Genomic DNA, 26,257 nt, shown 5'->3' on the forward strand with positions numbered 1-26,257 from the left:
GTAATCCCCGCCATCCGGTCCTCGGCCGGGCGGGCAACCGTCCGGCATCCTTCCCCGCAGCCCTCATCTTAGGGAATTGAAATGAACCAGGAACTGACCAACAACCCGTTCAACCCGGTTGCCCCGATCAAGACGTTTGACGAGATCAAGATCTCGCTCGCGTCGCCGGAGCGCATCCTTTCGTGGTCCTATGGCGAGATCAAGAAGCCGGAGACCATCAACTATCGGACCTTCAAGCCCGAGCGTGACGGGCTGTTCTGCGCCCGTATCTTTGGGCCGATCAAGGATTACGAATGCCTTTGCGGCAAGTACAAGCGCATGAAGTATCGCGGCGTCGTCTGCGAGAAATGCGGTGTGGAAGTGACGCTGCAGAAGGTGCGGCGCGAGCGGATGGGCCATATCGAACTGGCCGCGCCCGTCGCGCATATCTGGTTCCTCAAATCGTTGCCCAGCCGTATCGGTTTGATGCTGGACATGACGCTGCGGGATCTGGAGCGTATCCTTTACTTTGAAAACTATGTCGTCATCGAACCTGGTCTGACGGACCTGACCTATGGTCAGTTGCTGACCGAGGAAGAGTTCCTTGATGCGCAGGATCAGTATGGCGCGGATGCCTTCACGGCCAATATCGGGGCCGAGGCGATCCGCGAGATGCTGGCGGCGATCGATCTGGAACAGACTGCCGACACGCTGCGCGAAGAGTTGAAGGAAGCGACCGGCGAGCTGAAGCCGAAGAAGATCATCAAGCGGCTGAAGATCGTCGAGAGCTTCCTTGAATCGGGCAACCGCCCGGAGTGGATGGTTCTGACCGTGCTGCCGGTGATCCCGCCGGAACTGCGCCCGCTGGTGCCGCTGGACGGGGGTCGTTTTGCGACGTCAGACTTGAACGACCTGTATCGCCGGGTCATCAACCGGAACAACCGTCTGAAGCGCCTGATCGAACTGCGTGCGCCCGATATCATCGTGCGCAACGAAAAGCGGATGCTGCAAGAAGCGGTGGATGCGCTGTTCGACAATGGCCGTCGGGGCCGGGTGATCACGGGCACGAACAAGCGCCCGCTGAAATCGCTGTCCGACATGCTGAAGGGCAAGCAGGGCCGGTTCCGCCAGAACCTGCTGGGCAAGCGCGTGGACTTTTCGGGCCGTTCGGTCATCGTGACCGGGCCGGAACTGAAGCTGCACCAGTGTGGTTTGCCGAAGAAGATGGCGTTGGAGCTGTTCAAGCCGTTCATCTATTCGCGGCTTGAGGCGAAGGGCCTGTCTTCGACCGTCAAGCAGGCCAAGAAACTGGTCGAGAAAGAGCGTCCGGAGGTTTGGGACATCCTCGACGAGGTGATCCGCGAACATCCCGTCCTGCTGAACCGTGCGCCGACGCTGCACCGTCTGGGGATTCAGGCGTTCGAACCGATCCTGATCGAAGGCAAGGCGATCCAGCTGCATCCGCTGGTCTGTTCGGCCTTCAACGCCGACTTTGACGGCGACCAGATGGCCGTGCACGTGCCGCTTTCGTTGGAAGCGCAGCTGGAAGCGCGCGTTCTGATGATGTCGACGAACAACGTGCTGTCGCCTGCGAACGGCGCGCCGATCATCGTGCCGTCGCAGGACATGGTTCTGGGTCTTTACTACGTGACCATGGAACGCAAGGGCATGGTCGGCGAAGGCAAGATCTTTGCCGATATCGACGAGGTCGAGCATGCGCTGGCGGCGGGCGAGGTGCATCTTCACGCGTCGATCACAGCGCGCCTGCGCCAAATCGACGAAGAGGGCAATGAGGTCTGGAAGCGCTACAAGACGACCCCCGGTCGTCTGCGTCTGGGCAACCTGCTGCCGTTGAACGCCAAGGCACCGTTCGAACTGGTGAACCGTCTGTTGCGTAAGAAGGATGTGCAGGCCGTCATCGATACCGTCTACCGCTATTGCGGGCAGAAGGAATCGGTCATTTTCTGCGACCAGATCATGGGTCTGGGCTTCCGCGAGGCGTTCAAGGCGGGCATTTCGTTCGGCAAGGACGACATGCTTATTCCCGAAACCAAGTGGAGCATCGTGAACGAGGTTCGCGATCAGGTGAAGGAATTCGAACAGCAGTATATGGACGGCCTGATCACCCAAGGTGAGAAGTACAACAAGGTTGTCGATGCTTGGTCGAAGTGTTCCGACAAGGTGGCGGCGGAAATGATGGCCGAAATCTCGGCTGTCCGCTTTGACGATGCGGGGGCGGAGAAGGAGCCGAACTCGGTCTATATGATGTCGCACTCTGGTGCGCGGGGTTCGCCTGCGCAGATGAAGCAGCTTGGCGGGATGCGCGGCCTTATGGCCAAGCCGTCGGGCGAGATCATCGAGACGCCGATCATCTCGAACTTCAAGGAAGGTCTGACCGTTCTTGAATACTTCAACTCGACCCACGGGGCGCGGAAAGGTCTGGCCGATACGGCGCTGAAGACCGCGAACTCGGGCTATCTGACGCGGCGTCTGGTGGACGTGGCGCAGGATTGCATCGTGCGCGTGCATGATTGCGGAACGGAGCGGGCGATCACGGCAGAAACGGCTGTGAACGACGGTGAAGTAGTGCAATCGCTGGCCGAGCGTGTGCTGGGTCGTGTGGCGGCGGATGATATCCTCGTGCCCGGCGGCGACGAGGTGATCGTGGCGCGCGGCGAGGTGATCGACGAGCGCAAGGCCGATGCCATCGATGCGGCGGGCGTGCAGGTTGCACGTATCCGCAGCCCGCTGACCTGCGAGGCGGAAGAGGGCGTTTGCGCCATGTGCTATGGCCGTGACCTTGCCCGTGGCACGCTGGTGAATATCGGCGAAGCGGTGGGGATCATCGCCGCGCAGTCGATCGGGGAACCCGGCACGCAGCTGACGATGCGGACCTTCCACATCGGCGGCATCGCGCAGGGTGGGCAGCAGTCCTTCCTTGAGGCCAGCCAAGAGGGCAAGATCGAGTTCCGCAACGGCAACCTTCTGACCAACGCCAATGGCGAGCAGATCGTGATCGGGCGGAACATGTCGATCGCCATCATCGACGAGGCGGGGGCGGAGCGTGCGGTCCACAAGGTGGGCTATGGCGCGAAGGTCCATGCCAAGGACGGTCAGGCCGTGAAGCGCGGCACCAAGCTGTTCGAATGGGACCCCTATACGCTGCCGATCATCGCCGAAAAGGGCGGTGTGGCGAAATTCGTCGACCTTGTTTCCGGTCTTGCGGTGCGGGAAGAGACGGACGAAGCCACGGGCATGACGCAGAAGATCGTGTCGGATTGGCGGTCGGCGCCCAAGGGCAACGACCTGAAGCCCGAGATCATCATCATGGACCCAGCGACGGGGGAACCGGTGCGTGCCGACAATGGCAACCCGATCACCTATCCGATGTCGGTGGACGCGATCCTGTCGGTCGAAGATCAGCAGGAAGTGCGGCCGGGCGATGTGGTGGCACGTATCCCGCGCGAAGGGGCCAAGACCAAGGACATCACCGGGGGTCTTCCCCGCGTGGCGGAACTGTTCGAAGCACGTCGTCCGAAGGACCATGCGATCATCGCGGAAACCGATGGCTATGTGCGGTTCGGCAAGGACTACAAGTCCAAGCGCCGCATCACGGTGGAACCGGTGGACGAGACGTTGACGCCGGTCGAATACATGATCCCGAAGGGCAAGCACATCCCTGTGCAGGAAGGCGACTTCGTGCAGAAGGGGGATTACATCATGGACGGCAACCCCGCGCCGCATGACATCCTGCGCATCATGGGTGTCGAGGCGCTGGCCAACTACATGATCGACGAAGTGCAGGACGTGTATCGGCTGCAGGGCGTGAAGATCAACGACAAGCATATCGAAGTGATTGTCCGTCAGATGCTGCAAAAGCTGGAAATCCTCGACAGCGGCGATACCACGCTGCTGAAGGGTGAACAGGTGGAGCGTATCGAACTGGAAGAGGAGAACGCCAAGGCGCGGGCCCGTGGGCTGCGTGAGGCGAAGGCCGAGCCGGTTCTGCTGGGCATCACCAAAGCGTCGTTGCAGACCCGCAGCTTCATCTCGGCCGCGTCCTTCCAGGAAACCACGCGGGTGCTGACCGAGGCTTCGGTTCAGGGCAAGCGCGACAAGCTGGTTGGTCTGAAAGAGAACGTCATCGTGGGCCGTCTGATCCCGGCAGGGACGGGTGGCGCGACGAGCCGCGTGAAGAAGATCGCGTCGGATCGGGACCAGAATGTCATCGATGCCCGCCGGTCGGAGGCCGAAACGGCCGCCGCTTTGGCCGCGCCGATGGATGTGGTCGATCTGGGCGAGATGGAGTCGGGTCTGGCGGATTTCGACAGCCGCGATTGATCGTCGGATCAGGAATGGGAAGGGGCCGTCGCGGAAACGCGGCGGCCCTTTTCGCATTGAACGCATGCGGCTGGCTGCTAGGCTGCGGGCCTGTGCGCGTGCGAGGGAGGCCGGGATGGACGAGGCGATTGGGACCGGGATGCAGGTTCTGGGACTGTGCCGGTTTTCGGTTCCGAGTCTGGGCGGCTTTCAGGTGGAGCATGTAACGCTCGAGGCGCGGCGTGCGATGCTATACGACCCCTCTCGGCTGGACTTGCGGACGGTCTGGTTCGAGCATGTGACGCTGCCGTCGATCCGGGCGCAGCGGGATAGGAATTTCACCTTTGTCGTGATGGTGGGCGAGGACCTGCCAGATCCGTGGCGGTCGCGTCTGGAGCGGATGATCGCGGATGTGCCGCAGGTACGCATCGTGGCGGCCCCGCCCGGTCAGCATCGCCGCATCTGTGCCGATGCTGTGCGGGCGCATGTTGATCCCGCCGCAGACTGTGTGGCCGAGTTCCGGCTGGATGACGATGACGCGGTGGCGGTGGATTTCGTGGAACGGGTCCGTGCTGATGCGGCGGCCTTGGTTCCGGCCTTTCTGAAGGCGGGGAATGCTGCGTTGGATTATTCGCGCGGAGTGGTGGTGGAGTCGGGGCCGGATGGGGTGGTGGTTATGCCGAGGCGGGCACTCCTCTGGACACCGGCGCTGGCGGTGTTAACGAAGGCGGATGCAGAGCAGCGGATCCTTGACCATCCGCATCACAAGCTGTGGAGAAACATGCCGACGCTGACGCTGCCTGACGAGGTGATGTTCCTGCGCGGGTCGCATGGCGGGAATGACAGCCATATTCCGAAGGAACCCCCGGCATGGGACCTGCCACGCGAACGTTGGGCACCGCTGTTGAAGCGGCGCTTCGGGATCGACCTTGCGGGGTTCGAGGCAGCGCTGGCGGGATTGCGGTGACCTACTGATGCCTTTGTCCGACAATCTGCGCGGCGCGATCTACATGAACGTGGCCATGGCCTCTTTCACGCTGAACGATACGGCGATGAAGGCGGTGATGCAGCATTTGCCGCTGTGGCAGGCTATCGCGATGCGGGGCATGCTGACCTTGGGGCCTTTGATGTTGATCGGGCATCTGACTGGGGGGCTGCGGTTGCGGTTTCCCAAGGGGGTCGGGCGGATCGTGGGGTTGCGGTCGGTGGCGGAAGTGGCATCGACCCTTCTGTTCCTTGCGGCGCTGATCCATATGCCCTTGGCGAACCTGTCGGCGATCTTGCAATCCTTACCGCTTGCCGTGACGCTGGCCGCCGCGCTGTTTCTGGGCGAGCGGGTGGGGTGGCGGCGGCTGTCGGCGATCCTTGTGGGATTTCTGGGTGTGTTGATCATCATCCGGCCGGGGCCCTCGGGGTTTGATCATTGGTCGCTGATGGGGCTGGCCTCGGTCGCCTTTGTGGTAGTACGGGATTTGACGACACGGTCGCTGCCACGGGATGTGCCTTCGGCAAGCGTGGCAGTGATGGCTTCGGCCTCGGTGACGGTGACGGCGCTGATCCTGTCGCCCTTGTCGGGATGGGTGATGCCGACGGCAACCGAATTGGGTCTGATCGTGATGGCAGCCTGCTGTCTGGTGGCGGGCTATATGTTCGTCATCATGGTGATGCGGGTGGGGGATATCGGTTTTGTGGCCCCTTTTCGCTATACCGCCCTGCTGTGGGCGATATTTCTGGGCTGGATTGTCTTTGGAACCCTACCTGATGGCCTGACGCTGCTAGGGGCAGGGTTGGTGGTGGGGTCGGGCATTTTCACCCTGTGGCGCGAGCGAAAGGTGAAGGCCGCAGTCGCCACGTGAGGCGCCCCAGCCGGGCGTTGACATCCCCGGCGACTCCCCCTATACGCCCGCTACCTGAGTGCTGGCCCCCTAGGGGAGTCGGCCTTTGGATATCGAAAAGTGAGTGGTCATGATCCGGGCCAAGTGCCCCGATCCTCTGGAATTCCACCGCGTCGTCCCCGGACGGGGGCGCATGCGGTTTTGGTGTTTTGCGATCCGCGCAGGGCATCAGTCGAGAAGCAGCGCGTCGAGGTTCGGCGCGAGTATTGACAACAGCCCAGGACGGGCAAATCGAGGTAGTTGAATGCCGACGATCCAACAGCTGATCCGCAAGCCGCGGGAAGCGAAAGTTAGAAGGTCCAAGTCGCAGCACTTGGAATCCTGCCCGCAGAAGCGTGGTGTTTGCACCCGCGTCTACACCACGACCCCGAAGAAGCCGAACTCCGCTATGCGGAAGGTCGCCAAAGTGCGCCTGACCAACGGCTTTGAGGTGATCAGCTACATCCCCGGCGAAAAGCACAACCTTCAGGAACACTCTGTGGTTCTGATCCGCGGCGGCCGCGTGAAGGACCTTCCGGGTGTGCGTTACCACATCCTGCGCGGTGTTCTGGATACCCAGGGCGTCAAAGATCGTCGTCAACGCCGTTCGAAATACGGCGCGAAGCGTCCGAAGTGAGGAGCTGAGAGATGTCCCGCCGTCACGCCGCAGAAAAGCGCGAAATCCTGCCCGACGCCAAATATGGCGATCGCGTGCTGACCAAGTTCATGAACAACCTGATGCTGGATGGAAAGAAATCCGTCGCAGAATCGATCGTCTATGGCGCGCTGGAGCGCGTCCAGTCGCGCCTGAAGCGCGAACCGATCCAGGCCTTCCACGAGGCTCTGGACAATGTGAAGCCGTCGGTTGAAGTGCGTTCGCGCCGCGTCGGTGGTGCCACCTATCAGGTGCCCGTCGAAGTGCGGACCGAGCGTCGTGAAGCGCTGGCCATCCGCTGGCTGATCACGGCCGCCCGCAAGCGCAACGAAAACACGATGGAAGAACGGCTTGCCGCCGAACTGGCCGATGCGGTGAACAACCGCGGCACCGCCGTGAAGAAGCGTGAAGACACCCACAAGATGGCCGACGCGAACAAAGCGTTCAGCCATTACCGCTGGTAAGGGATCACCATGGCACGCGAATATCCGCTTGAGCGTTACCGCAACTTCGGGATCATTGCCCATATCGACGCGGGCAAGACCACGACTTCGGAACGGATTCTTTACTACACCGGCAAGTCCCACAAGATCGGCGAAGTCCATGACGGCGCCGCCACGATGGACTGGATGGAGCAGGAGCAGGAACGCGGCATCACGATCACCTCGGCTGCCACGACCACCTTCTGGAACCGTCAGACCGATCCGGGCCAAGACACCTCGGACAAGTCCAAGAAGTTCCGGTTCAACATCATCGACACCCCCGGCCACGTGGACTTCACCATCGAGGTGGAGCGTTCGCTGGCGGTTCTGGACGGTGCAGTTGTTCTGCTGGACGGCAACGCCGGCGTGGAACCGCAGACCGAAACCGTGTGGCGTCAGGCTGACCGCTATAAGGTTCCGCGGATCGTGTTCGTCAACAAGATGGACAAGACCGGCGCTGACTTCTTCAAATGCGTTCGCATGATCAAGGACCGCACCGGCGCGAATGCCGTTCCGGTGGCTCTGCCGATCGGCGCAGAAGACAAGCTGGAAGGAATCATCGACCTCGTGACCATGGAAGAGTGGGTCTATGAGGGCGAAGACCTTGGCGCATCGTGGGTGCGTCAGCCGATCCGCGACAGCCTGAAGGCCGAAGCGGAAGAGTGGCGGATGAATCTGGTGGAAACCGCGGTTGGTCAGGATGACGCCGCGATGGAAGCCTATCTGGAAGGCAACGAACCCGATGCGGATACGCTGCGTGCGCTGATCCGCAAGGCGACGCTGGCCATCGACTTCATCCCGGTTTTTGCGGGCTCTGCCTTCAAGAACAAGGGTGTGCAGCCGCTTTTGAACGCCGTGATCGACTATCTGCCCTCGCCGCTGGACGTGCCGCCCTATATGGGCTTTGCGCCGGGCGACGAAAGCGAAACCCGCAACATCGCGCGGTCGGCGGAAGACGAACAGCCCTTCTCGGGGCTGGCGTTCAAGATCATGAACGACCCCTTCGTCGGATCGCTGACCTTCACCCGGATTTATTCGGGCAAGCTGGCCAAAGGCGATGCTATGCTGAACGCGACCAAGCAGCGCAAGGAACGCGTCGGCCGGATGATGATGATGCACGCCATTGAGCGTGAGGAAATCACCGAAGCCTTTGCGGGCGACATTATCGCGCTGGGCGGCCTCAAGGAGACCACCACCGGTGACACGCTGTGTGACCCGGCGGCCCCCGTCGTTCTGGAAACCATGACCTTCCCGGTCCCGGTGATCGAGATCGCGGTGGAACCGAAGACCAAGGCCGACCAGGAAAAGATGGGCATCGCGCTGGCACGTCTGGCTGCCGAAGACCCGTCCTTCCGGGTGGAGACCGACCTTGAAAGCGGTCAGACCATCATGAAGGGCATGGGCGAACTTCACCTCGACATCCTCGTCGACCGTATGCGTCGCGAGTTCAAGGTTGAGGCGAATATCGGTGCGCCGCAGGTGGCCTATCGTGAAACGATCTCGCGCGAGCATGAGATCGACTACACGCACAAGAAGCAGACCGGTGGTACCGGCCAATTCGCGCGCGTGAAGCTGATCATCTCGCCGACCGAGCCGGGCGAAGGCTATTCGTTCGAGTCGAAGATCGTTGGCGGTGCGGTTCCGAAGGAATACATCCCCGGTGTCGAAAAAGGCATCAAGTCGGTGATGGACTCCGGCCCGCTGGCTGGCTTCCCGGTGATCGACTTCAAGGTTCAGCTGGTCGATGGCGCGTTCCATGACGTGGACTCCTCGGTTCTCGCCTTCGAAATCGCGGCCCGTGCTGCGATGCGCGAAGGCCTGAAGAAGGCCGGGGCGAAGCTTCTGGAACCCATCATGAAGGTGGAAGTCGTGACGCCCGAGGAATATACGGGCGGCGTGATCGGCGACCTGACCTCGCGTCGGGGGATGATCAACGGGCAGGACAGCCGCGGCAACGCGAATGTCATCGCCGCGATGGTTCCGCTGGCCAACATGTTCGGCTACATCAACCAGCTGCGCTCCATGACCTCGGGTCGGGCGGTGTTCTCGATGGAGTTCGACCATTACGACACCGTTCCGGAAAACCTGAGCCAGGAAATCCAGAAGAAATACGCATAAGGGCGGTGCGTGCGAAAGCACGCACCCTACCAACCCCGTAGGGTGCGTGCTAGCACGCACCGTCACCGAAACAGGAGGCCATCATGGCAAAGGCAAAGTTTGAACGGACGAAACCGCACGTCAACATTGGCACGATTGGCCACGTTGACCACGGCAAGACGACGCTGACGGCTGCGATCACGAAGTATTTTGGCGAATTCCGCGCCTATGACCAGATCGACGGTGCGCCGGAAGAGCGTGCGCGTGGGATCACGATTTCGACGGCGCATGTGGAATACGAGTCGGAAGCACGTCACTACGCGCATGTCGACTGCCCCGGCCACGCCGACTATGTGAAGAACATGATCACGGGCGCGGCGCAGATGGACGGCGCGATTCTGGTGTGTTCTGCTGCTGACGGCCCGATGCCGCAGACGCGTGAGCACATTCTTCTGGGCCGTCAGGTGGGCATCCCCTACATGGTGGTGTTCATGAACAAGGTGGACCAGGTCGATGACCCGGAACTTCTTGAACTGGTTGAGATGGAAATCCGCGAACTGCTGTCGTCCTACGACTATCCGGGCGATGACATTCCGATCATCAAGGGGTCTGCGCTGCACGCGATGAACGGCACCGAGAAGGCGATTGGCGAGGATGCGATCCGCGCCCTGATCGCGGCGGTTGACGAATACATCCCGACGCCGGCGCGCGCTGTTGACCAGCCCTTCCTGATGCCGATCGAAGACGTGTTCTCGATCTCGGGTCGTGGGACGGTTGTGACGGGCCGTGTGGAGCGTGGCGTGATCAACGTCGGCGACGAAGTTGAGATCGTGGGCATCCGTCCGACGAAGAAGTCGGTTTGCACGGGTGTTGAGATGTTCCGCAAGCTTCTGGACCGTGGGGAAGCGGGCGACAACATCGGCGCGCTGCTGCGCGGTGTGGACCGTGACGGCGTTGAGCGTGGTCAGGTTCTGTGCAAGCCGGGTTCGGTGAAGCCGCACACGAAGTTCGAAGCTGAGGCCTACATCCTGACGAAGGAAGAAGGTGGCCGTCACACGCCGTTCTTTGCGAACTACCGCCCGCAGTTCTACTTCCGCACGACGGACGTGACGGGGACGGTTGAGCTTCCCGAGGGCACCGAGATGGTGATGCCTGGCGACAACCTGAAGTTCAACGTGTCGCTGATCGCGCCGATCGCGATGGAAGAGAAGCTGCGCTTCGCCATCCGCGAAGGCGGCCGCACCGTCGGCGCCGGCGTGGTGTCGAAGATCATCGAGTGATCGAACAGGTAGGAGGGGCAGTAATGCCCATCCTACGGAAGAAAGAACCGCCGGGGGACGGCAACGATCCCCCGGCGAAACGCAATCGTAATGTGAACCTATGGGCTGGATGATCCGGCCTACGTTCCGAAGGAAAAGAAGATGCAAGGTCAAACCATCCGCATCCGGCTGAAAGCCTTCGATTACCGTGTGCTGGACGCCAGCACGCAGGAAATCGTGAGCACGGCCAAGCGGACCGGCGCGCAGGTGCGCGGCCCGATCCCGCTGCCCAACAAGATTGAGAAATTCACGGTTCTCCGTGGTCCGCACATCGACAAGAAGTCGCGCGACCAGTGGGAGATCCGCACGCACAAGCGTCTTCTCGACATCGTCGATCCGACCCCGCAGACCGTGGACGCGCTCATGAAGCTCGACCTCGCGGCTGGCGTGGATGTCGAGATCAAGGTTTGAGGAGGGCATGACCATGCGCTCTGGCGTTATCGCAAAGAAGCTGGGCATGACCCGGCTGTTCATGGAAAACGGGGCACAAATCCCGGTTACCGTTCTGCAACTCGACAACCTGCAGGTCGTGGCGCAGCGCACCGCTGACAAGGATGGCTACACTGCCGTTCAGCTTGGCGCGGGCACTGCCAAGGCCAAGCGGACCACGGCCGCGCAGCGGGGCCACTTTGCCAAGGCGAATGTGGAACCGAAGCGGAAGGTCGCGGAGTTTCGCGTAACCCCCGACAACCTGATCGATGTGGGCGCGGAGATCACCGCCGACCATTACCTCGCAGGTCAGTTCGTCGACATCGCGGGCACCTCGATCGGTAAGGGTTTTGCCGGTGCGATGAAGCGGCACAACTTCGGTGGTCTGCGGGCCTCGCACGGTGTGTCGATCAGCCACCGTTCGCACGGGTCCACGGGCCAGTGCCAGGACCCCGGCAAGGTGTTCAAGGGCAAGAAGATGGCCGGTCACCTTGGTGCCGTCCGCGTGACCACTCAGAACCTTCAGGTCGTTCGCACGGATAGCGAGCGCGGCCTGATCATGGTGAAGGGCGCGGTCCCCGGTTCCAAAGGTGGTTGGGTCACGATCAAGGATGCGGTGAAGAAGCCTGCGCATAAGGACGCCCCGCGTCCTGCGGCGATCCGCACCGCTGCTGCTCCGGCTGCCGAAGTGGCGGTCGAAGGGGGTGAAGCATGAAACTCGATGTGATCAAGCTGGACGGCGGCAAAGCCGGTTCCATCGATCTGGATGAGGCGCTGTTCGGCCTTGAGCCGCGCGCGGACATCCTGCATCGCGTGGTGCGCTGGCAGCGTGCCAAGGCACAGGCCGGCACCCACTCGGTTCTGGGCAAGTCGGACGTGTCCTACTCGACCAAGAAGATCTATCGCCAGAAGGGCACCGGTGGCGCACGCCACGGGTCCCGCAAGGCGCCGATCTTCCGTCATGGTGGCGTCTACAAGGGCCCGACCCCGCGGTCGCATGCCCATGACCTGCCGAAGAAGTTCCGGGCCCTCGGGCTGCGTCACGCGCTGTCGGCCAAGGCCAAGGCGGGTGAGCTGGTGATCGTGGACAACCTCGCCATGGCGGAAGCCAAGACGGCGATGCTTGCCAAGACGGTCAAAGAGCGTGGCTGGAAGCGCGTGCTGATCATCGATGGCGCGGATGTCGACGCGAATTTCGCGCTGGCCGCCCGCAATATCGAAGGGATCGACGTGCTGCCGACCATCGGCGCGAATGTCTATGACATCCTGAAGCGTGACACGCTTGTGATCACGAAGGCGGGTGTCGAAGCCCTGGAGGCACGCCTGAAATGAGCGCGAAACCCGAACATTACGACCTGATCAAGAAGCCGATCATCACCGAAAAGGCCACCATGGCCAGCGAAAACGGTGCGGTCGTCTTTCAGGTGGCGATGGACGCCACCAAGCCTGCGATCAAGGAAGCCGTCGAGGCGGTCTTTGGCGTGAAGGTCAAGGCGGTGAACACCGTCGTGACCAAGGGCAAGGCGAAGAAGTTCCGCGGCCGTGCTGGCGAGCGGAGCGACAAGAAGAAGGCCTATGTGACCCTTGAAGAGGGTAACACTATCGACGTGGCCACAGGCCTCTGATAGAAGCCGCACGAATCTTGCGGCCCCGGGTTTCCGGGGCCGCGGATTTTTTGAAGAATCCGGTTCTTTTCCCAAGGGATAGGGGCCGACTGCCGGGGATCTTCGGAGCCCTATAACCAACGGGATCGCCAAGTGATCCCCTAGCTGACGGAAGACAGAGAGCATGGCACTCAAGTCGTATAAACCGACGACGCCTGGCCAGCGTGGGCTGGTTCTGATCGACCGTTCGGAGCTGTGGAAAGGACGCCCTGTCAAAGCCCTTACCGAGGGTTTGATCAAGACGGGTGGCCGGAACAACACCGGACGTGTCACGATGTGGCACAAGGGCGGCGGCGCAAAGCGCCTGTACCGCGTTGTGGATTTCAAGCGCCGCAAGTTCGATATTGCGGCGACCGTGGAGCGGATCGAATACGATCCGAACCGGACCGCCTTCATCGCGCTGGTGAAGTATGCGGATGGCGAGCTGTCGTATATCCTGGCTCCCCAGCGTCTGGCGGTGGGCGATCAGGTGATCGCGGGCGCCAAGACCGACGTGAAGCCCGGCAATGCGATGCCCTTCAGCGGCATGCCGATCGGGACGATCGTGCACAACGTCGAGCTGAAGCCCGGCAAGGGCGGCCAGCTGGCACGTGCCGCGGGCACCTATGCCCAGTTCGTCGGTCGTGACGGTGGCTATGCGCAGATCCGCCTGTCTTCGGGCGAACTGCGGATGGTGCGTCAGGAATGCATGGCGACCATCGGCGCTGTGTCAAACCCGGACAATTCGAACCAGAACCTCGGCAAGGCCGGTCGTAAGCGGCATATGGGCGTCCGCCCGACCGTTCGCGGTGTTGCGATGAACCCGATCGACCACCCGCATGGTGGTGGTGAAGGCCGCACCTCGGGTGGCCGTCACCCCGTTACCCCGTGGGGCAAGGGCACCAAGGGCAACCGGACCCGGTCGAACAAGAAGACGGACAAGTACATCGTCCGTTCGCGTCACGCGAAGAAAGGGCGCTAATCCATGGCACGTTCTATCTGGAAAGGCCCGTTCGTCGACGCCTATGTCCTGAAGAAGGCAGAGAAGGCGCGGGAATCGGGCAAGAACGAAGTGATCAAGATCTGGTCGCGCCGTTCGACGATCCTGCCGCAATTCGTTGGTCTGACCTTTGGGGTCTACAACGGACACAAGCACATCCCCGTCAACGTGACCGAAGAAATGATCGGTCAGAAGTTCGGGGAATATTCGCCGACGCGGACCTATTACGGCCACGCCGCCGACAAGAAAGCCAAGAGGAAGTAAGCCATGGGTAAGGAAAAGAATCCGCGCCGCGTGGCGGACAATGAAGCGATGGCGATTGCCCGGATGCTTCGCACCTCGCCGCAGAAACTGAACCTCGTTGCCGGGATGATCCGTGGCAAGAAGGTCGAGAAGGCGCTTGCCGATCTCACCTTCTCTAAGCGCCGCATCGCGGGTGACGTGAAGAAGTGCCTGCAATCGGCCATTGCCAATGCCGAGAACAACCATGGGCTGGACGTGGACAACCTTGTTGTCGCGGAAGCTTGGGTCGGGAAGAACCTCGTGATGAAGCGGGGCCGTCCGCGGGCCCGTGGCCGGTTCGGCAAGATCATGAAGCCGTTCAGCGAAATCACCATCAAGGTGCGTCAGACCGGGGAGTCGGCATAATGGGACAGAAGGTTAACCCCATCGGGATGCGCCTCCAGGTCAACCGGACCTGGGACAGCCGCTGGTTCGCCGAGTCGAAGGACTATGGCAATCTGCTGCTTGAAGACCTCAAGATGCGCGAGTTCATCCATGAGGAATGCAAGCAGGCCGGCGTGAGCCGCGTGATCATCGAGCGTCCGCACAAGAAGTGCCGTGTGACCATTCACACCGCGCGTCCGGGCGTGATCATCGGCAAGAAAGGTGCGGATATCGAAGGTCTGCGGAAGAAGCTGTCGGCTTTCACCGCGTCCGAACTGCACCTGAACATCGTCGAAGTGCGCAAGCCGGAGCTTGATGCCCAGCTGGTGGCCGAGTCGATCGCCCAGCAGATGGAGCGCCGGGTTTCGTTCCGTCGTGCCATGAAGCGCGGCGTTCAGAACGCGATGCGCATGGGTGCCCTGGGCATCCGGGTGAACGTGGCTGGTCGTCTGGGTGGTGCGGAAATCGCGCGGACCGAATGGTACCGCGAGGGCCGCGTTCCGCTGCACACGCTGCGCGCCGACATCGACTATGCGCTGTCGGAAGCCGAGACGCCCTATGGGATCATCGGTGTGAAAGTGTGGATCTTCAAGGGCGAGATCCTTGAGCATGATCCGCAGGCCCGCGACCGCCGTCAGGCGGAAGCGCAGGACGGCGCTGCGCCCCGTGCGCCGCGTCGCGACCGCGAACGCGCGTAAGGGAGTAGAAGGAAATGCTGCAACCGAAACGGACCAAGTTCCGCAAACAGCACAAGGGCCGCATCCATGGCGAAGCCAAGGGTGGTTTCCTGCTGAACTTCGGCTCTTATGCGCTGAAGGCCACGGAACCCGAGCGTGTGACGGCCCGCCAGATCGAAGCGGCCCGCCGCGCGATCACCCGTCACATGAAGCGTCAGGGCCGCGTCTGGATCCGGATTTTCCCGGACCTGCCGGTCTCGGCAAAGCCGATCGAAGTGCGTATGGGTAAGGGTAAGGGCTCGGTCGACCGTTGGGTCGCCAAGGTCAAGCCCGGCCGTATCATGTTCGAGATCGACGGCGTGAACGACACGATCGCCCGCGAAGCGCTGCGCCTTGGCGCGATGAAGCTGCCGGTCACCACCCGCGTCGTGGCGCGCGAGGACTGGTAAGGGCGGCGGGGTGAAACCCCGCCCTACCGATATCGGCCCCCGATGCGCGAGTGTCGGGGGCCTTTTTCTTTTGTGACACCGACCCCCTCCCCGACCCTCGCCCATAGGTGGGGGAGGTGGAGATCACCCGATGGAGCCTGACCGATGACCGAGATCACGCCGCTGTTCGTGACCCATCTTTACCGCGCTGAATTGAACAGCCTTGCCAAGAAGAAGGTGGATTACGCCGAGTTGCACGCAACCTGCGATGCGGTGGCCGAGGATGACGAGGCCGGGCAGGAATGGTGCGAGGCGAATGGTTATCCGGGCTATACCTCCTACGCCTCGCTGGACGATCTGCCGTGGCGGATGCCGATCTTTGGCGATCTGGAAAAGGCGCTGGACAAGCATGTTGCGGCTTTTTGCGCCGCTCTGGGGTTCGATCTTGGTGACAAGAAGCTGAAATGCAATTCGCTGTGGATCAACATCCTGCCGGAAGGCGGAACGCATGCGAGCCACATTCATCCGCATTCGGTGATTTCCGGAACGACCTATGTGGCGATGCCGGAAGGGACGAGTGCGCTGAAGCTGGAAGACCCGCGGCTGCCGATGATGATGATGGCGCCGCTGGTCAAGAAAGAGGCGTCGCAGGCGCTGCAACGCTTTGTCTATGTGAAGCCGAAGGTGGGTGAGGTGCTCTTGTGGGAAAGCTGGCTGCGCCACGAGGTGCCGATGAACATGGCGGAGGATGAGCGTATCAGCGTCAGCTTCAACTATGGTTGGGCGTGAGGGGCAACTAAGTGCTTGCCCTTCGGACATCGCTTCTGTAATGGGACGCATCCTGCGGTTCCGGGGCGACTCGGAATCGTTGGTTTATCATTGATCCACCGGGTTCAGGGTTACCCTTCCGCGTAAGGGGCTCTCTGGTGATTGAGAAAAGGACAAAGGCCGTGAAAGCCGACGAACTGCGGGGCAAGACCCCTGACCAGCTGCGCGACAGCCTGGTTTCGCTGAAGAAGGAAGCCTTCAATCTGCGCTTCCAGCAGGCCACCGGCCAGCTTGAGAACACCGCCCGCATGAACGCCATCCGCAAGGATGTGGCGCGCATCAAGACGGTGCTGAACCAAAAAGCCGCTGAAGCTGCGAAATAAGAGGACCACGAAATGCCCAAGCGTATCCTGCAAGGTGTCGTGACCTCGGACAAGAACGCCCAGACGATCACCGTTCTGGTCGAGCGCCGCTTCAAGCACCCGCTGCTGCAAAAGACCGTCCGCAAGTCCAAGAAATACCGGGCCCACGACGAGCACAACACGTTCAAGGTTGGCGATACTGTTCGCATCGAAGAGTGCGCGCCCATCTCGAAGACGAAACGTTGGACGGTGGTCGTCGAGGCGTAAGCCTGCGGCCAGCGTTCAGCACGAACGAAACCCTGGGACGGTTGCAGATCATGACCGTTCCCAAAGGTCGGGAGTAACCCAATGATCCAGATGCAGACCAATCTGGATGTTGCTGACAACTCCGGCGCGCGCCGGGTTCAGTGCATCAAGGTTCTGGGCGGTTCGCACCGCCGCTATGCGTCCGTCGGCGACATCATCGTGGTGTCGGTGAAGGAAGCTATTCCGAAAGGCCGCGTGAAGAAGGGCGACGTCCGCAAGGCTGTTGTCGTTCGCACCGCCAAGGAAGTCCGCCGTGAAGACGGCACGTCCATCCGTTTCGACCGCAATGCCGCCGTCATCCTGAACAACCAGGGTGAACCGGTCGGCACCCGTATCTTTGGGCCGGTCGTGCGTGAGCTGCGTGCGAAGAACTTCATGAAGATCATCTCGCTGGCACCGGAGGTGCTGTGATGGCTGCGAAGCTTAAAAAGGGTGACACGGTCATCGTGTTGACCGGCAAGGACAAGGGCAAGAAGGGCGAGATTTCCGCCGTCATGCCGAAGGACAACAAAGCGATCGTCGATGGCGTGAATGTCGCCATCCGTCACACGAAGCAGTCGGCCCAATCGCAGGGCGGCCGTCTTCCGGTGGCGTTGCCGATCGATCTGTCGAACCTTGCCATCGTGGACAAGAACGGCAAACCGACCCGCGTCGGGTTCCGTATGGAAGGCGACAAAAAGGTCCGTTACGCCAAGACCACCGGGGAGGCGATCTGATGCTTGACACAGCAACCTACACCCCGCGCCTGAAGACCGAATACGCCGGCAAGATCCGCCCGGCGATGAAGGCCGAGTTCAACTACAAGAACGACATGCAGATCCCCAAGCTGGACAAGATCGTCCTGAACATGGGTGTCGGCGAGGCCGTGAAAGATACCAAGAAGGTCAAGCAGGCCGCCGAGGAGCTTTCGCAGATCGCCGGTCAGAAAGCCGTCATCACCAAGGCCAAGAAGTCCATCGCCGGTTTCCGCGTTCGCGAGGAAATGCCGCTGGGCTGCAAGGTCACGCTGCGCGGCGACCGGATGTATGAATTCCTTGACCGTCTTATCACGATCGCCCTGCCGCGCGTCCGCGACTTCCGCGGCGTGAAGGGCAACAGCTTTGATGGCCGCGGCAACTATGCCATGGGCCTGAAAGAGCACATCGTGTTCCCCGAGATCAACTTCGACAAGGTCGACGAAGTTCTGGGGATGGACATCATCATCTGCACCACCGCAAAGACCGACGCGGAAGCCAAGGCGCTGTTGAAGCATTTCAACATGCCCTTCACGTCGTAAGCGCGAGGAACCTGAGATATGGCAAAGAAATCCATGGTGAACCGCGAAGTGAAGCGCGCCAAGCTTGTGAAGCAGCATGCTTCGAAGCGCGCTGCCCTGAAAGCGGTGATCAACGACCAGTCCAAGCCGATGGAAGAGCGTTTCAAGGCGACTCTGAAGCTGGCGGAACTGCCCCGCAACTCGTCCGCCACCCGGCTGCACAACCGCTGCCAGCTGACGGGCCGTCCCCATGCTTACTACCGTAAGCTGAAACTCTCGCGGATCATGCTGCGCGAACTGGCCTCCTTCGGCCAGATCCCCGGCATGGTGAAGTCGAGCTGGTAAGGGAGGAGCACAGATGTCCATGAACGATCCTCTCGGCGATATGCTGACCCGCATCCGCAACGCGCAGATGCGCGGCAAATCCACCGTCGCGACGCCGGCTTCGAAGCTGCGCGCCTGGGTGTTGGATGTGCTGACTGCGGAAGGCTATATCCGTGGCTATGAAAAGAAGACGACCGAGAATGGCCAGGGCGAACTGGTGATCTCGCTGAAGTACTTCGAAGGCGCCCCTGTGATCCGCGAACTCAAGCGCGTGTCCAAGCCGGGCCGTCGCGTCTACATGGGTGTCAAGGACATCCCGTCGGTGCGCAACGGTCTGGGCGTTTCCATCGTCTCCACGCCGAAGGGCGTGATGTCGGACGCAGCGGCTCGCTCTGCCAATGTTGGCGGCGAAGTCCTCTGCACCGTGTTCTGAGGAGGGTGGTATGTCTCGTATTGGCAAAAAACCGGTCGAACTGCCCAAGGGCGTGACGGCCTCGATGTCCGGCCAGACCATCGAAGTGAAGGGGCCGAAAGGCACCCGCAGCTTCACCGCTGGCGACGACGTGACGATCACCATCGACGGCACCACCGTCAAAGTGACGCCGCGCGGCACGTCCAAGCGCGCCCGCCAGCAATGGGGGATGGTGCGGTCCATGGTGGCAAACCTTGTCACCGGGGTGACCGAAGGCTTCAAGAAAGACCTGGAAATCCAGGGCGTGGGTTACCGCGCCGCGATGGCCGGGAACGTGTTGAAGCTGTCGCTGGGCTATAGCCACGAAGTGAATTTCGAAGTGCCGAAGGGGGTGACCGTCACCTCGCCGAAGCAGACCGAGATCACCGTGGAAGGCATTGACCAGCAACTGGTCGGCCAGGTGGCCGCGAACATCCGCGAGTGGAAGCGCCCGGAACCCTATAAGGGCAAGGGCATCCGCTACAAGGATGAGTACATCTTCCGCAAGGAAGGCAAGAAGAAGTAAGGGGCGCAAAAATGGCGAACAACAAGAGAGAGCTGTTCCTCAAGCGCCGCCTGCGCGTTCGGAACAAGATCAAGGCCATGGCCAACGGGCGTCTTCGTCTGTCGGTTCATCGGTCTTCGAAGAACATCAGCGTCCAGCTGATCGACGACGTGAAGGGGGTCACCGTGGCCTCTGCCTCGTCCCTCGAGAAGGAACTGGGCGTCGTCGGCAAGAACAACGTCGAGGCTGCGGCCAAGATCGGCGCTGCGATTGCCGAGCGGGCCAAGAAGGCCGGCGTGGACGAGTGCTATTTCGACCGCGGCGGTTTCATTTTCCACGGGAAAATCAAGGCGCTTGCCGATGCTGCCCGTGAAGGTGGCCTGAAGTTCTAATGTCGGTGGGCGGCGTGCAAGCGCCGCCCCGATGATCCGGGGATGCCGTCTGGCTCCACCAGGATTGGCCCATAACGGCGCCTTGCCGCGCCAACATGAAGGAATGCCATATGGCAGAACGTGAGAACCGCCGGGAGCGTCGTGACGACCGTCGTGACAACCGCCCGGAAGAAACCCCGGAATTCGCCGACCGTCTGGTCGCGATCAACCGCGTGTCGAAAACCGTGAAGGGCGGCAAGCGCTTTGGCTTTGCGGCACTGGTCGTCGTGGGCGATCAGCGTGGCCGTGTCGGCTTTGGCAAAGGCAAGGCCAAGGAAGTGCCGGAAGCGATCCGCAAGGCGACCGAACAGGCCAAGCGTAGCCTGATCCGTGTGCCGCTGAAGGACAGCCGCACCCTGCACCATGACATCGAAGGCCGTCATGGCGCGGGTAAGGTGGTGATGCGGACGGCTGTTGCCGGTACCGGGATCATCGCCGGTGGTCCGATGCGCGCCGTGTTCGAGATGCTGGGTATTCAGGACGTGGTGGCCAAGTCCATCGGGTCGCAGAACCCCTACAACATGATCCGTGCGACGATTGACGGTCTGAAGCAGGAATCCTCGCCCCGTCACGTGGCAAGCCGCCGCGGCAAGAAGGTGGCCGAAATCCTGAAGAAGCCCGAAGCCGAAGTCGTGGAGGGCTGATAGATGACTGCCAAGAAGACCATCGTCGTGAAGCAGGTGGCTTCGGCCGCCCGCCGCCCGGCCATTCAGACCGCGACCCTGAAGGGTCTTGGCCTGAACAAGATGCACCGCACGCGCGAGCTGGAAGATACACCTTCCGTGCGCGGCATGGTGAATTCGATCTCGCACCTTGTGAAGATCATCGAAGAGCGTGGCTGATTGTGTAGGATGGGCAGATTGCCCATCCTATCGGGGGCGCGCAGGGAAACCTGCGCGCCTTCTGCCATTTTATAGGGGGGCAGTGATGCCAGACCCGCAACAAGAAAGAAACGCCGTGTTGGCCCCATCCGTCGCAGGCGGGGCCCTTCCGGCCAAGGAGTATGCGACATGAAATTGAATGAACTGCGTGACAATGACGGCGCGGCCCGCAAGCAAAAGCGTGTGGCGCGCGGCCCGGGTTCGGGCAAGGGCAAGACCGCAGGCCGCGGGATCAAGGGCCAGAAGTCCCGTTCGGGCGTGGCCATCGGTGGGTATGAAGGCGGCCAGATGCCGCTTTATCGCCGCTTGCCGAAGCGCGGCTTTAACAAGCCGAACCGTCTGGAATTCGCCGTCGTCAACCTTGGCTTGATCGAAAAGTTCATCGGTCTGGGCAAGCTGGATGCGAAATCCGAGATCACCGAGGACGCGCTGGTTGCTGCTGGCGTGACGTCGAACAAGCGCGACGGTATCCGCGTTCTCGCCAAAGGCGAGATCAAGTCGAAGGTGACGCTGGTGGTTACCGGGGCCTCGGCTTCGGCCATCGAAGCGGTCCAGAAGGCCGGTGGTTCGATCACCGTCAAGGCATCGGCGGCGGCTGCGGCTGAATAACGGTTGTGAGCGGTCGGCAGACCGCTTACATAACCCCTAGTTTTCCCGCGCCGCCGACCGGAAAACGGTTCGGCGGCGCCTCCATGAAAAGAGTCCTCGGCATGGCATCTGCTGCAGAGCAAATGGCGGCGAACCTGAGCTGGTCCGCCCTAGGCAAGGCGACCGATCTTCGTCAGCGCATCTTCTTTACCCTTGGCCTGCTGATCGTCTATCGGCTGGGGACCTATATCCCAGTGCCGGGCATCGACGGCACCGCATTGCGTGAGTTCATGACACAGGCGACACAGGGCATCGGCGGCATGCTGAACCTGTTCACCGGGGGCGCGATCAGCCGGATGGGCATCTTCGCGCTGGGGATCATGCCCTATATCAGCGCGTCGATCATCGTGCAGCTGCTGGCGGCCATGGTGCCGCAGTTGGAGCAGCTGAAAAAGGAAGGCGAGCAGGGGCGAAAGAAGCTGAACCAATATACCCGCTACGGCACCGTGGCGCTGGCGATCTTTCAGGCCTGGGGTATTGCGGTTTCCATCGAGGCGGGTGGTTTGGCGCATGAGCCTGGGCTGTTCTTCAAGCTGGCCTGCGTGATCACCCTTGTCGGCGGGACGATGTTCCTGATGTGGCTGGGCGAACAGATCACCGCGCGCGGCATCGGCAACGGGATATCGCTGATCATCTTTGTGGGCATCGTGGCCGAAATTCCGGCGGCGCTGGTGCAGTTCTTTGAACAGGGCCGGTCGGGCGCGATTTCTACGCCCCTGATCCTTGGGATCATCGTGATGGTGATCGCGGTCATCGCCTTTGTCGTGTTCATGGAACGCGCATTGCGCAAGATCCATATTCAGTATCCGCGCCGTCAGGTGGGGATGAAGATCTATGATGGCGGGTCGTCGCACCTGCCGGTGAAGGTGAACCCGGCAGGGGTTATTCCGGCGATTTTTGCATCGTCGCTGCTGCTTTTGCCGACGACGATTGGCACCTTCTCGGGTCAGGATACGAACCCGGTTCTGTCGACGCTGATGGCCTATCTGGGTTATGGCCAGCCGCTGCACCTGTTGGCGATGGCGGCGATGATCGTGTTCTTCACCTATTTCTACACGGCCAACGTGTCCTTCAAGGTGGAGGATGTGGCCGAGAACCTGAAGAATCAGAACGGGTTCATCCCCGGTATCCGCCCCGGCAAGAAGACCGAGGAATATCTGGAATATGTCGTAACCCGTATCCTTGTGCTGGGGTCGGCCTATCTGGCGGCGGTCTGTCTGTTGCCCGAGGTTCTGATCGCGCAGGTGGGGCTGCCCTTCTACTTTGGCGGCACATCGGTTCTGATCGTGGTGTCGGTGACGATGGATACGATCAATCAGGTGCAATCGCATCTTTTGGCGCATCAGTATGAAGGCCTGATCGAGAAGTCGAATCTGCGCGGGAAGAAACGGACGGCGCCCAAGGCGCCAGCGCGGCGCTGAGGTCAGGGGCGATGGTGAATATCATCCTTCTGGGCCCGCCGGGGGCCGGCAAAGGTACGCAGGCCAAGCGTCTGGTCGATGAAAGGCACATGGTGCAGCTTTCGACCGGCGACATGCTGCGCGAAGCCAAGACCAGCGGGACCGAGATGGGCAACCGCGTGGCCGAGGTCATGGCGCGGGGCGAATTGGTGACGGATGAGATCGTCATCGGCCTTATCGAGGAAAAGATCACCGGCCCTGCGGGTGGTGGTTTCATCTTCGACGGGTTTCCGCGCACGCTGAAACAGGCGGATGCCTTGGCCGCGCTGATGAACCGGACGGGGCAGACGCTGGATGCGGTGATTGAGATGCAGGTGGATGACGCGGCACTGGTCGCGAGGATCACCGGACGTTTCACCTGCGGCAACTGCGGCGAGGTCTATCACGAGGTCACCAAGCCCACCAAGGCGGCGGGCGTCTGCGACGTGTGTGGATCGTCCGATCTGCGCAAGCGGGCGGATGACAATGAGGACGCGCTGAAACAGCGGCTGATGGAATATTACAAGAAGACCTCGCCCCTGATTGGCTATTACTACGCAAAGCACCAGCTTTCGACGGTGGATGGTTTGGCGGAAATGGACACGGTTTCCGAGGCCATCGCATCGGTGCTTGACAAAGCCTGAAAATGCCGTCCCACGCCCTTGACGGGCGGGGGAAAAGCCCATAAAGCACGGCGTCCCGCAAGGGAATCGTCCGGCCATATTGATGCTTGGCTGGTCAGATCGAATCGGTGGAATGGGGTGACCCGCGCCGCCGGAGTTGTGAAAAAAGGTTCTGGCATCACGGAACCGCAACGAAAAGGAACATGCGCGTGGCACGTATTGCTGGCGTCAACATCCCCACCCAGAAGCGGGTGCCGATTGCCCTGACCTACATCACCGGGATCGGCTCGCATAATGCGGAAATCATTTGCAATTCGCTGAACATTGACCGCGCGCGCCGGGTCAATCAGCTTTCGGATGCCGAAGTGCTGGCCATCCGCGAATTCATCGACGCGAACTTCACCGTCGAGGGCGACCTGCGCCGCGAAGTTTCGATGAACATCAAGCGTCTGATGGACCTTGGCTGCTATCGCGGCCTGCGTCACCGCAAGAACCTTCCGGTTCGCGGTCAGCGTACCCACACGAACGCCCGCACCCGCAAGGGCCCGGCGAAGCCGATCGCCGGCAAGAAGAAGTAAGGGGAGCGCACAGTCATGGCACGTGATACCAAATCCGCCGCGCGCACCAAGCGCAAGGAACGCAAGAACATCGCCGCTGGTGTGGCGCATGTGAATTCGTCGTTCAACAACACCAAAATCCTGATTTCCGACGTGCAGGGCAATGCGATCTCGTGGTCGTCTGCTGGCACGATGGGCTTCAAGGGCTCGCGCAAGTCGACGCCTTACGCCGCCCAGATGGCCGCAGAAGATGCTGGCCGCAAGGCGCAGGAACATGGCGTGAAGACGCTGGAAGTCGAAGTGCAAGGCCCCGGTTCGGGCCGCGAGTCGGCGCTGCGCGCGCTGGCTGCGGTGGGTTTCAACATCACCTCGATCCGTGATGTGACCCCGCTGGCACATAACGGCTGCCGCCCGCCGAAGCGCCGCCGCGTCTAAGTCTTTTCGAATAAGGCGGGCCGTGCCGGTTGGTGCGGCCCGCTTAAGCTATTTCTGATCCTCGGGCGTCCGCCGCTATCTGGACATGGGCTGCGGACTGGTATGGAGGCGAAAGCATGATCCACAAGAACTGGCAGGAACTCATCAAGCCGACGCAACTGGTGGTTAAGCCTGGTGCTGACCCCGCGCGCGTGGCGACGGTGATCGCCGAGCCGCTGGAGCGGGGCTTCGGCCTGACGCTGGGCAACGCGCTTCGGCGCGTGCTGCTGTCTTCGCTTCAGGGCGCGGCCATCACCTCGGTGCAGATCGACAACGTGCTGCACGAGTTTTCCAGCGTCGCGGGCGTGCGTGAAGACGTGACGGACATCGTGCTGAACCTGAAGGGCGTGAGCCTGAAGATGGAAGTCGAGGGGCCGAAGCGCCTGTCGATTTCGGCCAAGGGGCCGGGCGTGGTGACGGCTGGTGACATTTCGGAGAGCAACGGGATCGAGGTTCTGAATAAGGACCATGTGATCTGCCATCTGGATGACGGCGCCGACGTGTTCATGGAACTGACGGTGAATACCGGCAAGGGCTATGTCTCGGCCGACAAGAACCGCCCGGAAGATGCGCCGATCGGCCTGATCCCGATCGACGCGATCTATTCGCCGGTCAAGAAGGTTTCCTACGAAGTGCAGCCGACCCGCGAAGGGCAGGTGCTGGACTATGACAAGCTGACGATGAAGATCGAAACCGACGGCAGCCTGACGCCGGATGACGCTGTGGCCTATGCCGCGCGCATCCTTCAGGATCAGCTGTCGATCTTCGTCAACTTCGACGAGCCGGAATCGGCGAAGGCTGGCGAAGTGGATGCAGGGCTTGAGTTCAACCCGCTGCTTCTGAAGAAGGTCGACGAGCTGGAGCTTTCGGTCCGTTCGGCCAACTGCCTGAAGAACGACAACATCGTCTATATCGGCGACCTGATCCAGAAGACCGAGGCCGAGATGCTTCGGACGCCGAACTTCGGACGCAAGTCCTTGAACGAGATCAAGGAAGTGCTGTCGGGCATGGGCCTGCATCTTGGCATGGAAGTCGAGGATTGGCCGCCGGAGAACATCGAAGACCTGGCCAAACGCTTCGAGGATCAGTTCTGAAATCGGTAGGGTGGGGTAATAACCCCACCCTACGGAAATGCCCGGAATGCCGGGGAAATCTGGGCACAACCGCCCCAACGACGCCCTCCGCAACGCACGGGGGGCAACACAAAGCAAAACGCGATAGGAGATACCAATGCGTCACGCCCGCGGCTACCGCCGCCTGAACCGCACCCACGAACACCGCAAGGCGCTGTTCGCCAACATGGCCGGCTCGCTCATCGAGCATGAGCAGATCAAGACGACTCTGCCCAAGGCCAAGGAACTGCGCCCGATCGTTGAAAAGCTGATCACGCTGGCCAAGCGCGGTGATCTGCACGCCCGTCGTCAGGCGGCTGCGCAGCTGAAGGAAGACCGCCATGTGGAGCGGCTGTTCGCCATCCTGGGCCCCCGCTACAAGTCGCGCAATGGTGGCTACCTGCGCGTGCTGAAGGCCGGGTTCCGCTTTGGCGATATGGCACCGATGGCGATCATCGAATTCGTCGATCGCGACACCAGCGCCAAAGGTGCTGCGGATCGTGCCCGCGTCGAGGCCGAGGAAGCAGCCGAGGATTGATCCTTCGGCAATGT

At 61.4% G+C, this 26,257-nt stretch carries 35 protein-coding genes; all 35 read left to right on the forward strand.

Annotated features, from left to right (window positions below):
• The first annotated feature begins 81 nt into the window (after positions 1-81).
• The 35 genes from rpoC to rplQ all read left to right on the forward strand — a co-directional run bounded on the left by rpoC (position 82) and on the right by rplQ (position 26,243).
• Complete coding sequence (gene rpoC / locus QF092_RS15590) at positions 82-4,320, forward strand: DNA-directed RNA polymerase subunit beta' (protein ID WP_281465249.1); 4,239 nt, start codon at positions 82-84, stop codon at positions 4,318-4,320.
• A 115-nt stretch (positions 4,321-4,435) separates the two neighbouring features.
• On the forward strand, positions 4,436-5,266 hold the full coding sequence (locus QF092_RS15595) for a glycosyltransferase (RefSeq protein WP_281465251.1): 831 nt from the start codon (positions 4,436-4,438) through the stop codon (positions 5,264-5,266).
• A gap of 7 nt (positions 5,267-5,273) precedes the next feature.
• On the forward strand, positions 5,274-6,155 hold the full coding sequence (locus QF092_RS15600; protein ID WP_281465253.1) for a DMT family transporter: 882 nt from the start codon (positions 5,274-5,276) through the stop codon (positions 6,153-6,155).
• A gap of 283 nt (positions 6,156-6,438) precedes the next feature.
• Positions 6,439-6,810: a 30S ribosomal protein S12 gene (gene rpsL, locus QF092_RS15605; RefSeq protein WP_023667098.1), complete on the forward strand. Its 372-nt coding sequence runs from the start codon at positions 6,439-6,441 to the stop codon at positions 6,808-6,810.
• 11 nt (positions 6,811-6,821) lie between these two features.
• Positions 6,822-7,292: a 30S ribosomal protein S7 gene (gene rpsG, locus QF092_RS15610; protein ID WP_101921458.1), complete on the forward strand. Its 471-nt coding sequence runs from the start codon at positions 6,822-6,824 to the stop codon at positions 7,290-7,292.
• A gap of 9 nt (positions 7,293-7,301) precedes the next feature.
• Positions 7,302-9,428, forward strand: a complete 2,127-nt coding sequence (fusA, locus tag QF092_RS15615) for an elongation factor G (RefSeq protein WP_281465258.1) — start codon at positions 7,302-7,304, stop codon at positions 9,426-9,428.
• An 83-nt stretch (positions 9,429-9,511) separates the two neighbouring features.
• On the forward strand, positions 9,512-10,687 hold the full coding sequence (tuf, locus tag QF092_RS15620; protein WP_281465230.1) for an elongation factor Tu: 1,176 nt from the start codon (positions 9,512-9,514) through the stop codon (positions 10,685-10,687).
• A 141-nt stretch (positions 10,688-10,828) separates the two neighbouring features.
• The gene (rpsJ, locus tag QF092_RS15625) at positions 10,829-11,137 is read left to right on the forward strand and encodes a 30S ribosomal protein S10 (protein WP_101921455.1); all 309 of its coding nucleotides are present in this window, start codon (positions 10,829-10,831) and stop codon (positions 11,135-11,137) included.
• 13 nt (positions 11,138-11,150) lie between these two features.
• Positions 11,151-11,870: a 50S ribosomal protein L3 gene (gene rplC, locus QF092_RS15630; RefSeq protein WP_281465262.1), complete on the forward strand. Its 720-nt coding sequence runs from the start codon at positions 11,151-11,153 to the stop codon at positions 11,868-11,870.
• On the forward strand, positions 11,867-12,487 hold the full coding sequence (gene rplD, locus QF092_RS15635) for a 50S ribosomal protein L4 (RefSeq protein WP_281465264.1): 621 nt from the start codon (positions 11,867-11,869) through the stop codon (positions 12,485-12,487). Before rplC ends, rplD begins: the two co-directional genes overlap by 4 nt.
• Positions 12,484-12,780: a 50S ribosomal protein L23 gene (locus tag QF092_RS15640; protein WP_281465266.1), complete on the forward strand. Its 297-nt coding sequence runs from the start codon at positions 12,484-12,486 to the stop codon at positions 12,778-12,780. Before rplD ends, QF092_RS15640 begins: the two co-directional genes overlap by 4 nt.
• 163 nt (positions 12,781-12,943) lie before the next feature.
• Positions 12,944-13,780, forward strand: coding sequence for a 50S ribosomal protein L2 (gene rplB, locus QF092_RS15645; protein ID WP_101921452.1), 837 nt, complete (start codon positions 12,944-12,946; stop codon positions 13,778-13,780).
• 3 nt (positions 13,781-13,783) lie between these two features.
• Positions 13,784-14,062 carry a 30S ribosomal protein S19 gene (rpsS, locus tag QF092_RS15650; protein ID WP_281465269.1) on the forward strand — a complete coding sequence of 93 codons (279 nt, stop codon included), beginning with the start codon at positions 13,784-13,786 and terminating at the stop codon, positions 14,060-14,062.
• A gap of 3 nt (positions 14,063-14,065) precedes the next feature.
• A complete protein-coding gene (gene rplV / locus QF092_RS15655) occupies positions 14,066-14,446 on the forward strand; it encodes a 50S ribosomal protein L22 (RefSeq protein WP_101921450.1) in 381 nt (126 codons plus the stop codon).
• Positions 14,446-15,162 carry a 30S ribosomal protein S3 gene (rpsC, locus tag QF092_RS15660; RefSeq protein ID WP_281465272.1) on the forward strand — a complete coding sequence of 239 codons (717 nt, stop codon included), beginning with the start codon at positions 14,446-14,448 and terminating at the stop codon, positions 15,160-15,162. The genes rplV and rpsC overlap by 1 nt, the downstream gene beginning before the upstream one ends.
• A gap of 14 nt (positions 15,163-15,176) precedes the next feature.
• Positions 15,177-15,590, forward strand: coding sequence for a 50S ribosomal protein L16 (gene rplP, locus QF092_RS15665; protein WP_281465274.1), 414 nt, complete (start codon positions 15,177-15,179; stop codon positions 15,588-15,590).
• 144 nt (positions 15,591-15,734) lie between these two features.
• Positions 15,735-16,358, forward strand: coding sequence for a TIGR02466 family protein (locus QF092_RS15670; protein ID WP_281465276.1), 624 nt, complete (start codon positions 15,735-15,737; stop codon positions 16,356-16,358).
• A gap of 161 nt (positions 16,359-16,519) precedes the next feature.
• Positions 16,520-16,720 carry a 50S ribosomal protein L29 gene (gene rpmC, locus QF092_RS15675; RefSeq protein ID WP_281465278.1) on the forward strand — a complete coding sequence of 67 codons (201 nt, stop codon included), beginning with the start codon at positions 16,520-16,522 and terminating at the stop codon, positions 16,718-16,720.
• A 12-nt stretch (positions 16,721-16,732) separates the two neighbouring features.
• On the forward strand, positions 16,733-16,966 hold the full coding sequence (gene rpsQ, locus QF092_RS15680; RefSeq protein ID WP_281465280.1) for a 30S ribosomal protein S17: 234 nt from the start codon (positions 16,733-16,735) through the stop codon (positions 16,964-16,966).
• 81 nt (positions 16,967-17,047) lie between these two features.
• Positions 17,048-17,416: a 50S ribosomal protein L14 gene (gene rplN / locus QF092_RS15685; protein WP_023666245.1), complete on the forward strand. Its 369-nt coding sequence runs from the start codon at positions 17,048-17,050 to the stop codon at positions 17,414-17,416.
• Positions 17,416-17,721: a 50S ribosomal protein L24 gene (gene rplX, locus QF092_RS15690; RefSeq protein ID WP_281465289.1), complete on the forward strand. Its 306-nt coding sequence runs from the start codon at positions 17,416-17,418 to the stop codon at positions 17,719-17,721. Before rplN ends, rplX begins: the two co-directional genes overlap by 1 nt.
• The gene (gene rplE, locus QF092_RS15695; RefSeq protein ID WP_281465291.1) at positions 17,721-18,281 is read left to right on the forward strand and encodes a 50S ribosomal protein L5; all 561 of its coding nucleotides are present in this window, start codon (positions 17,721-17,723) and stop codon (positions 18,279-18,281) included. Before rplX ends, rplE begins: the two co-directional genes overlap by 1 nt.
• Positions 18,282-18,299: 18 nt before the next feature.
• Positions 18,300-18,605, forward strand: coding sequence for a 30S ribosomal protein S14 (rpsN, locus tag QF092_RS15700; protein ID WP_101921441.1), 306 nt, complete (start codon positions 18,300-18,302; stop codon positions 18,603-18,605).
• Between the two features lie 13 nt (positions 18,606-18,618).
• Positions 18,619-19,017, forward strand: coding sequence for a 30S ribosomal protein S8 (gene rpsH / locus QF092_RS15705; RefSeq protein ID WP_281465294.1), 399 nt, complete (start codon positions 18,619-18,621; stop codon positions 19,015-19,017).
• Between the two features lie 10 nt (positions 19,018-19,027).
• Complete coding sequence (gene rplF, locus QF092_RS15710) at positions 19,028-19,561, forward strand: 50S ribosomal protein L6 (protein ID WP_281465296.1); 534 nt, start codon at positions 19,028-19,030, stop codon at positions 19,559-19,561.
• An 11-nt stretch (positions 19,562-19,572) separates the two neighbouring features.
• The gene (rplR, locus tag QF092_RS15715; protein ID WP_281465298.1) at positions 19,573-19,932 is read left to right on the forward strand and encodes a 50S ribosomal protein L18; all 360 of its coding nucleotides are present in this window, start codon (positions 19,573-19,575) and stop codon (positions 19,930-19,932) included.
• 110 nt (positions 19,933-20,042) lie between these two features.
• Positions 20,043-20,615: a 30S ribosomal protein S5 gene (rpsE, locus tag QF092_RS15720; protein ID WP_281465300.1), complete on the forward strand. Its 573-nt coding sequence runs from the start codon at positions 20,043-20,045 to the stop codon at positions 20,613-20,615.
• A 3-nt stretch (positions 20,616-20,618) separates the two neighbouring features.
• The gene (gene rpmD, locus QF092_RS15725) at positions 20,619-20,813 is read left to right on the forward strand and encodes a 50S ribosomal protein L30 (protein WP_101921436.1); all 195 of its coding nucleotides are present in this window, start codon (positions 20,619-20,621) and stop codon (positions 20,811-20,813) included.
• A 168-nt stretch (positions 20,814-20,981) separates the two neighbouring features.
• On the forward strand, positions 20,982-21,461 hold the full coding sequence (rplO, locus tag QF092_RS15730) for a 50S ribosomal protein L15 (protein ID WP_281465303.1): 480 nt from the start codon (positions 20,982-20,984) through the stop codon (positions 21,459-21,461).
• A 101-nt stretch (positions 21,462-21,562) separates the two neighbouring features.
• Entirely contained in the window at positions 21,563-22,921 is a 1,359-nt protein-coding gene (gene secY, locus QF092_RS15735) for a preprotein translocase subunit SecY (RefSeq protein WP_281465305.1), read from the forward strand.
• An 11-nt stretch (positions 22,922-22,932) separates the two neighbouring features.
• A complete protein-coding gene (locus tag QF092_RS15740; RefSeq protein ID WP_281465307.1) occupies positions 22,933-23,583 on the forward strand; it encodes an adenylate kinase in 651 nt (216 codons plus the stop codon).
• Between the two features lie 188 nt (positions 23,584-23,771).
• Positions 23,772-24,140 (forward strand): 30S ribosomal protein S13, encoded by a 369-nt coding sequence (rpsM, locus tag QF092_RS15745; RefSeq protein WP_281470051.1) that lies wholly within the window; start codon positions 23,772-23,774, stop codon positions 24,138-24,140.
• Between the two features lie 15 nt (positions 24,141-24,155).
• Positions 24,156-24,554 (forward strand): 30S ribosomal protein S11, encoded by a 399-nt coding sequence (rpsK, locus tag QF092_RS15750; RefSeq protein WP_101921432.1) that lies wholly within the window; start codon positions 24,156-24,158, stop codon positions 24,552-24,554.
• A 116-nt stretch (positions 24,555-24,670) separates the two neighbouring features.
• A complete protein-coding gene (locus QF092_RS15755) occupies positions 24,671-25,687 on the forward strand; it encodes a DNA-directed RNA polymerase subunit alpha (protein WP_101921431.1) in 1,017 nt (338 codons plus the stop codon).
• A 136-nt stretch (positions 25,688-25,823) separates the two neighbouring features.
• The gene (gene rplQ / locus QF092_RS15760) at positions 25,824-26,243 is read left to right on the forward strand and encodes a 50S ribosomal protein L17 (RefSeq protein ID WP_281465311.1); all 420 of its coding nucleotides are present in this window, start codon (positions 25,824-25,826) and stop codon (positions 26,241-26,243) included.
• Positions 26,244-26,257 lie beyond the last annotated feature (14 nt).

Source organism: Fuscovulum ytuae, from assembly GCF_029953595.1.
Classification (GTDB): Bacteria; Pseudomonadota; Alphaproteobacteria; order Rhodobacterales; family Rhodobacteraceae; genus Paragemmobacter; species Paragemmobacter ytuae.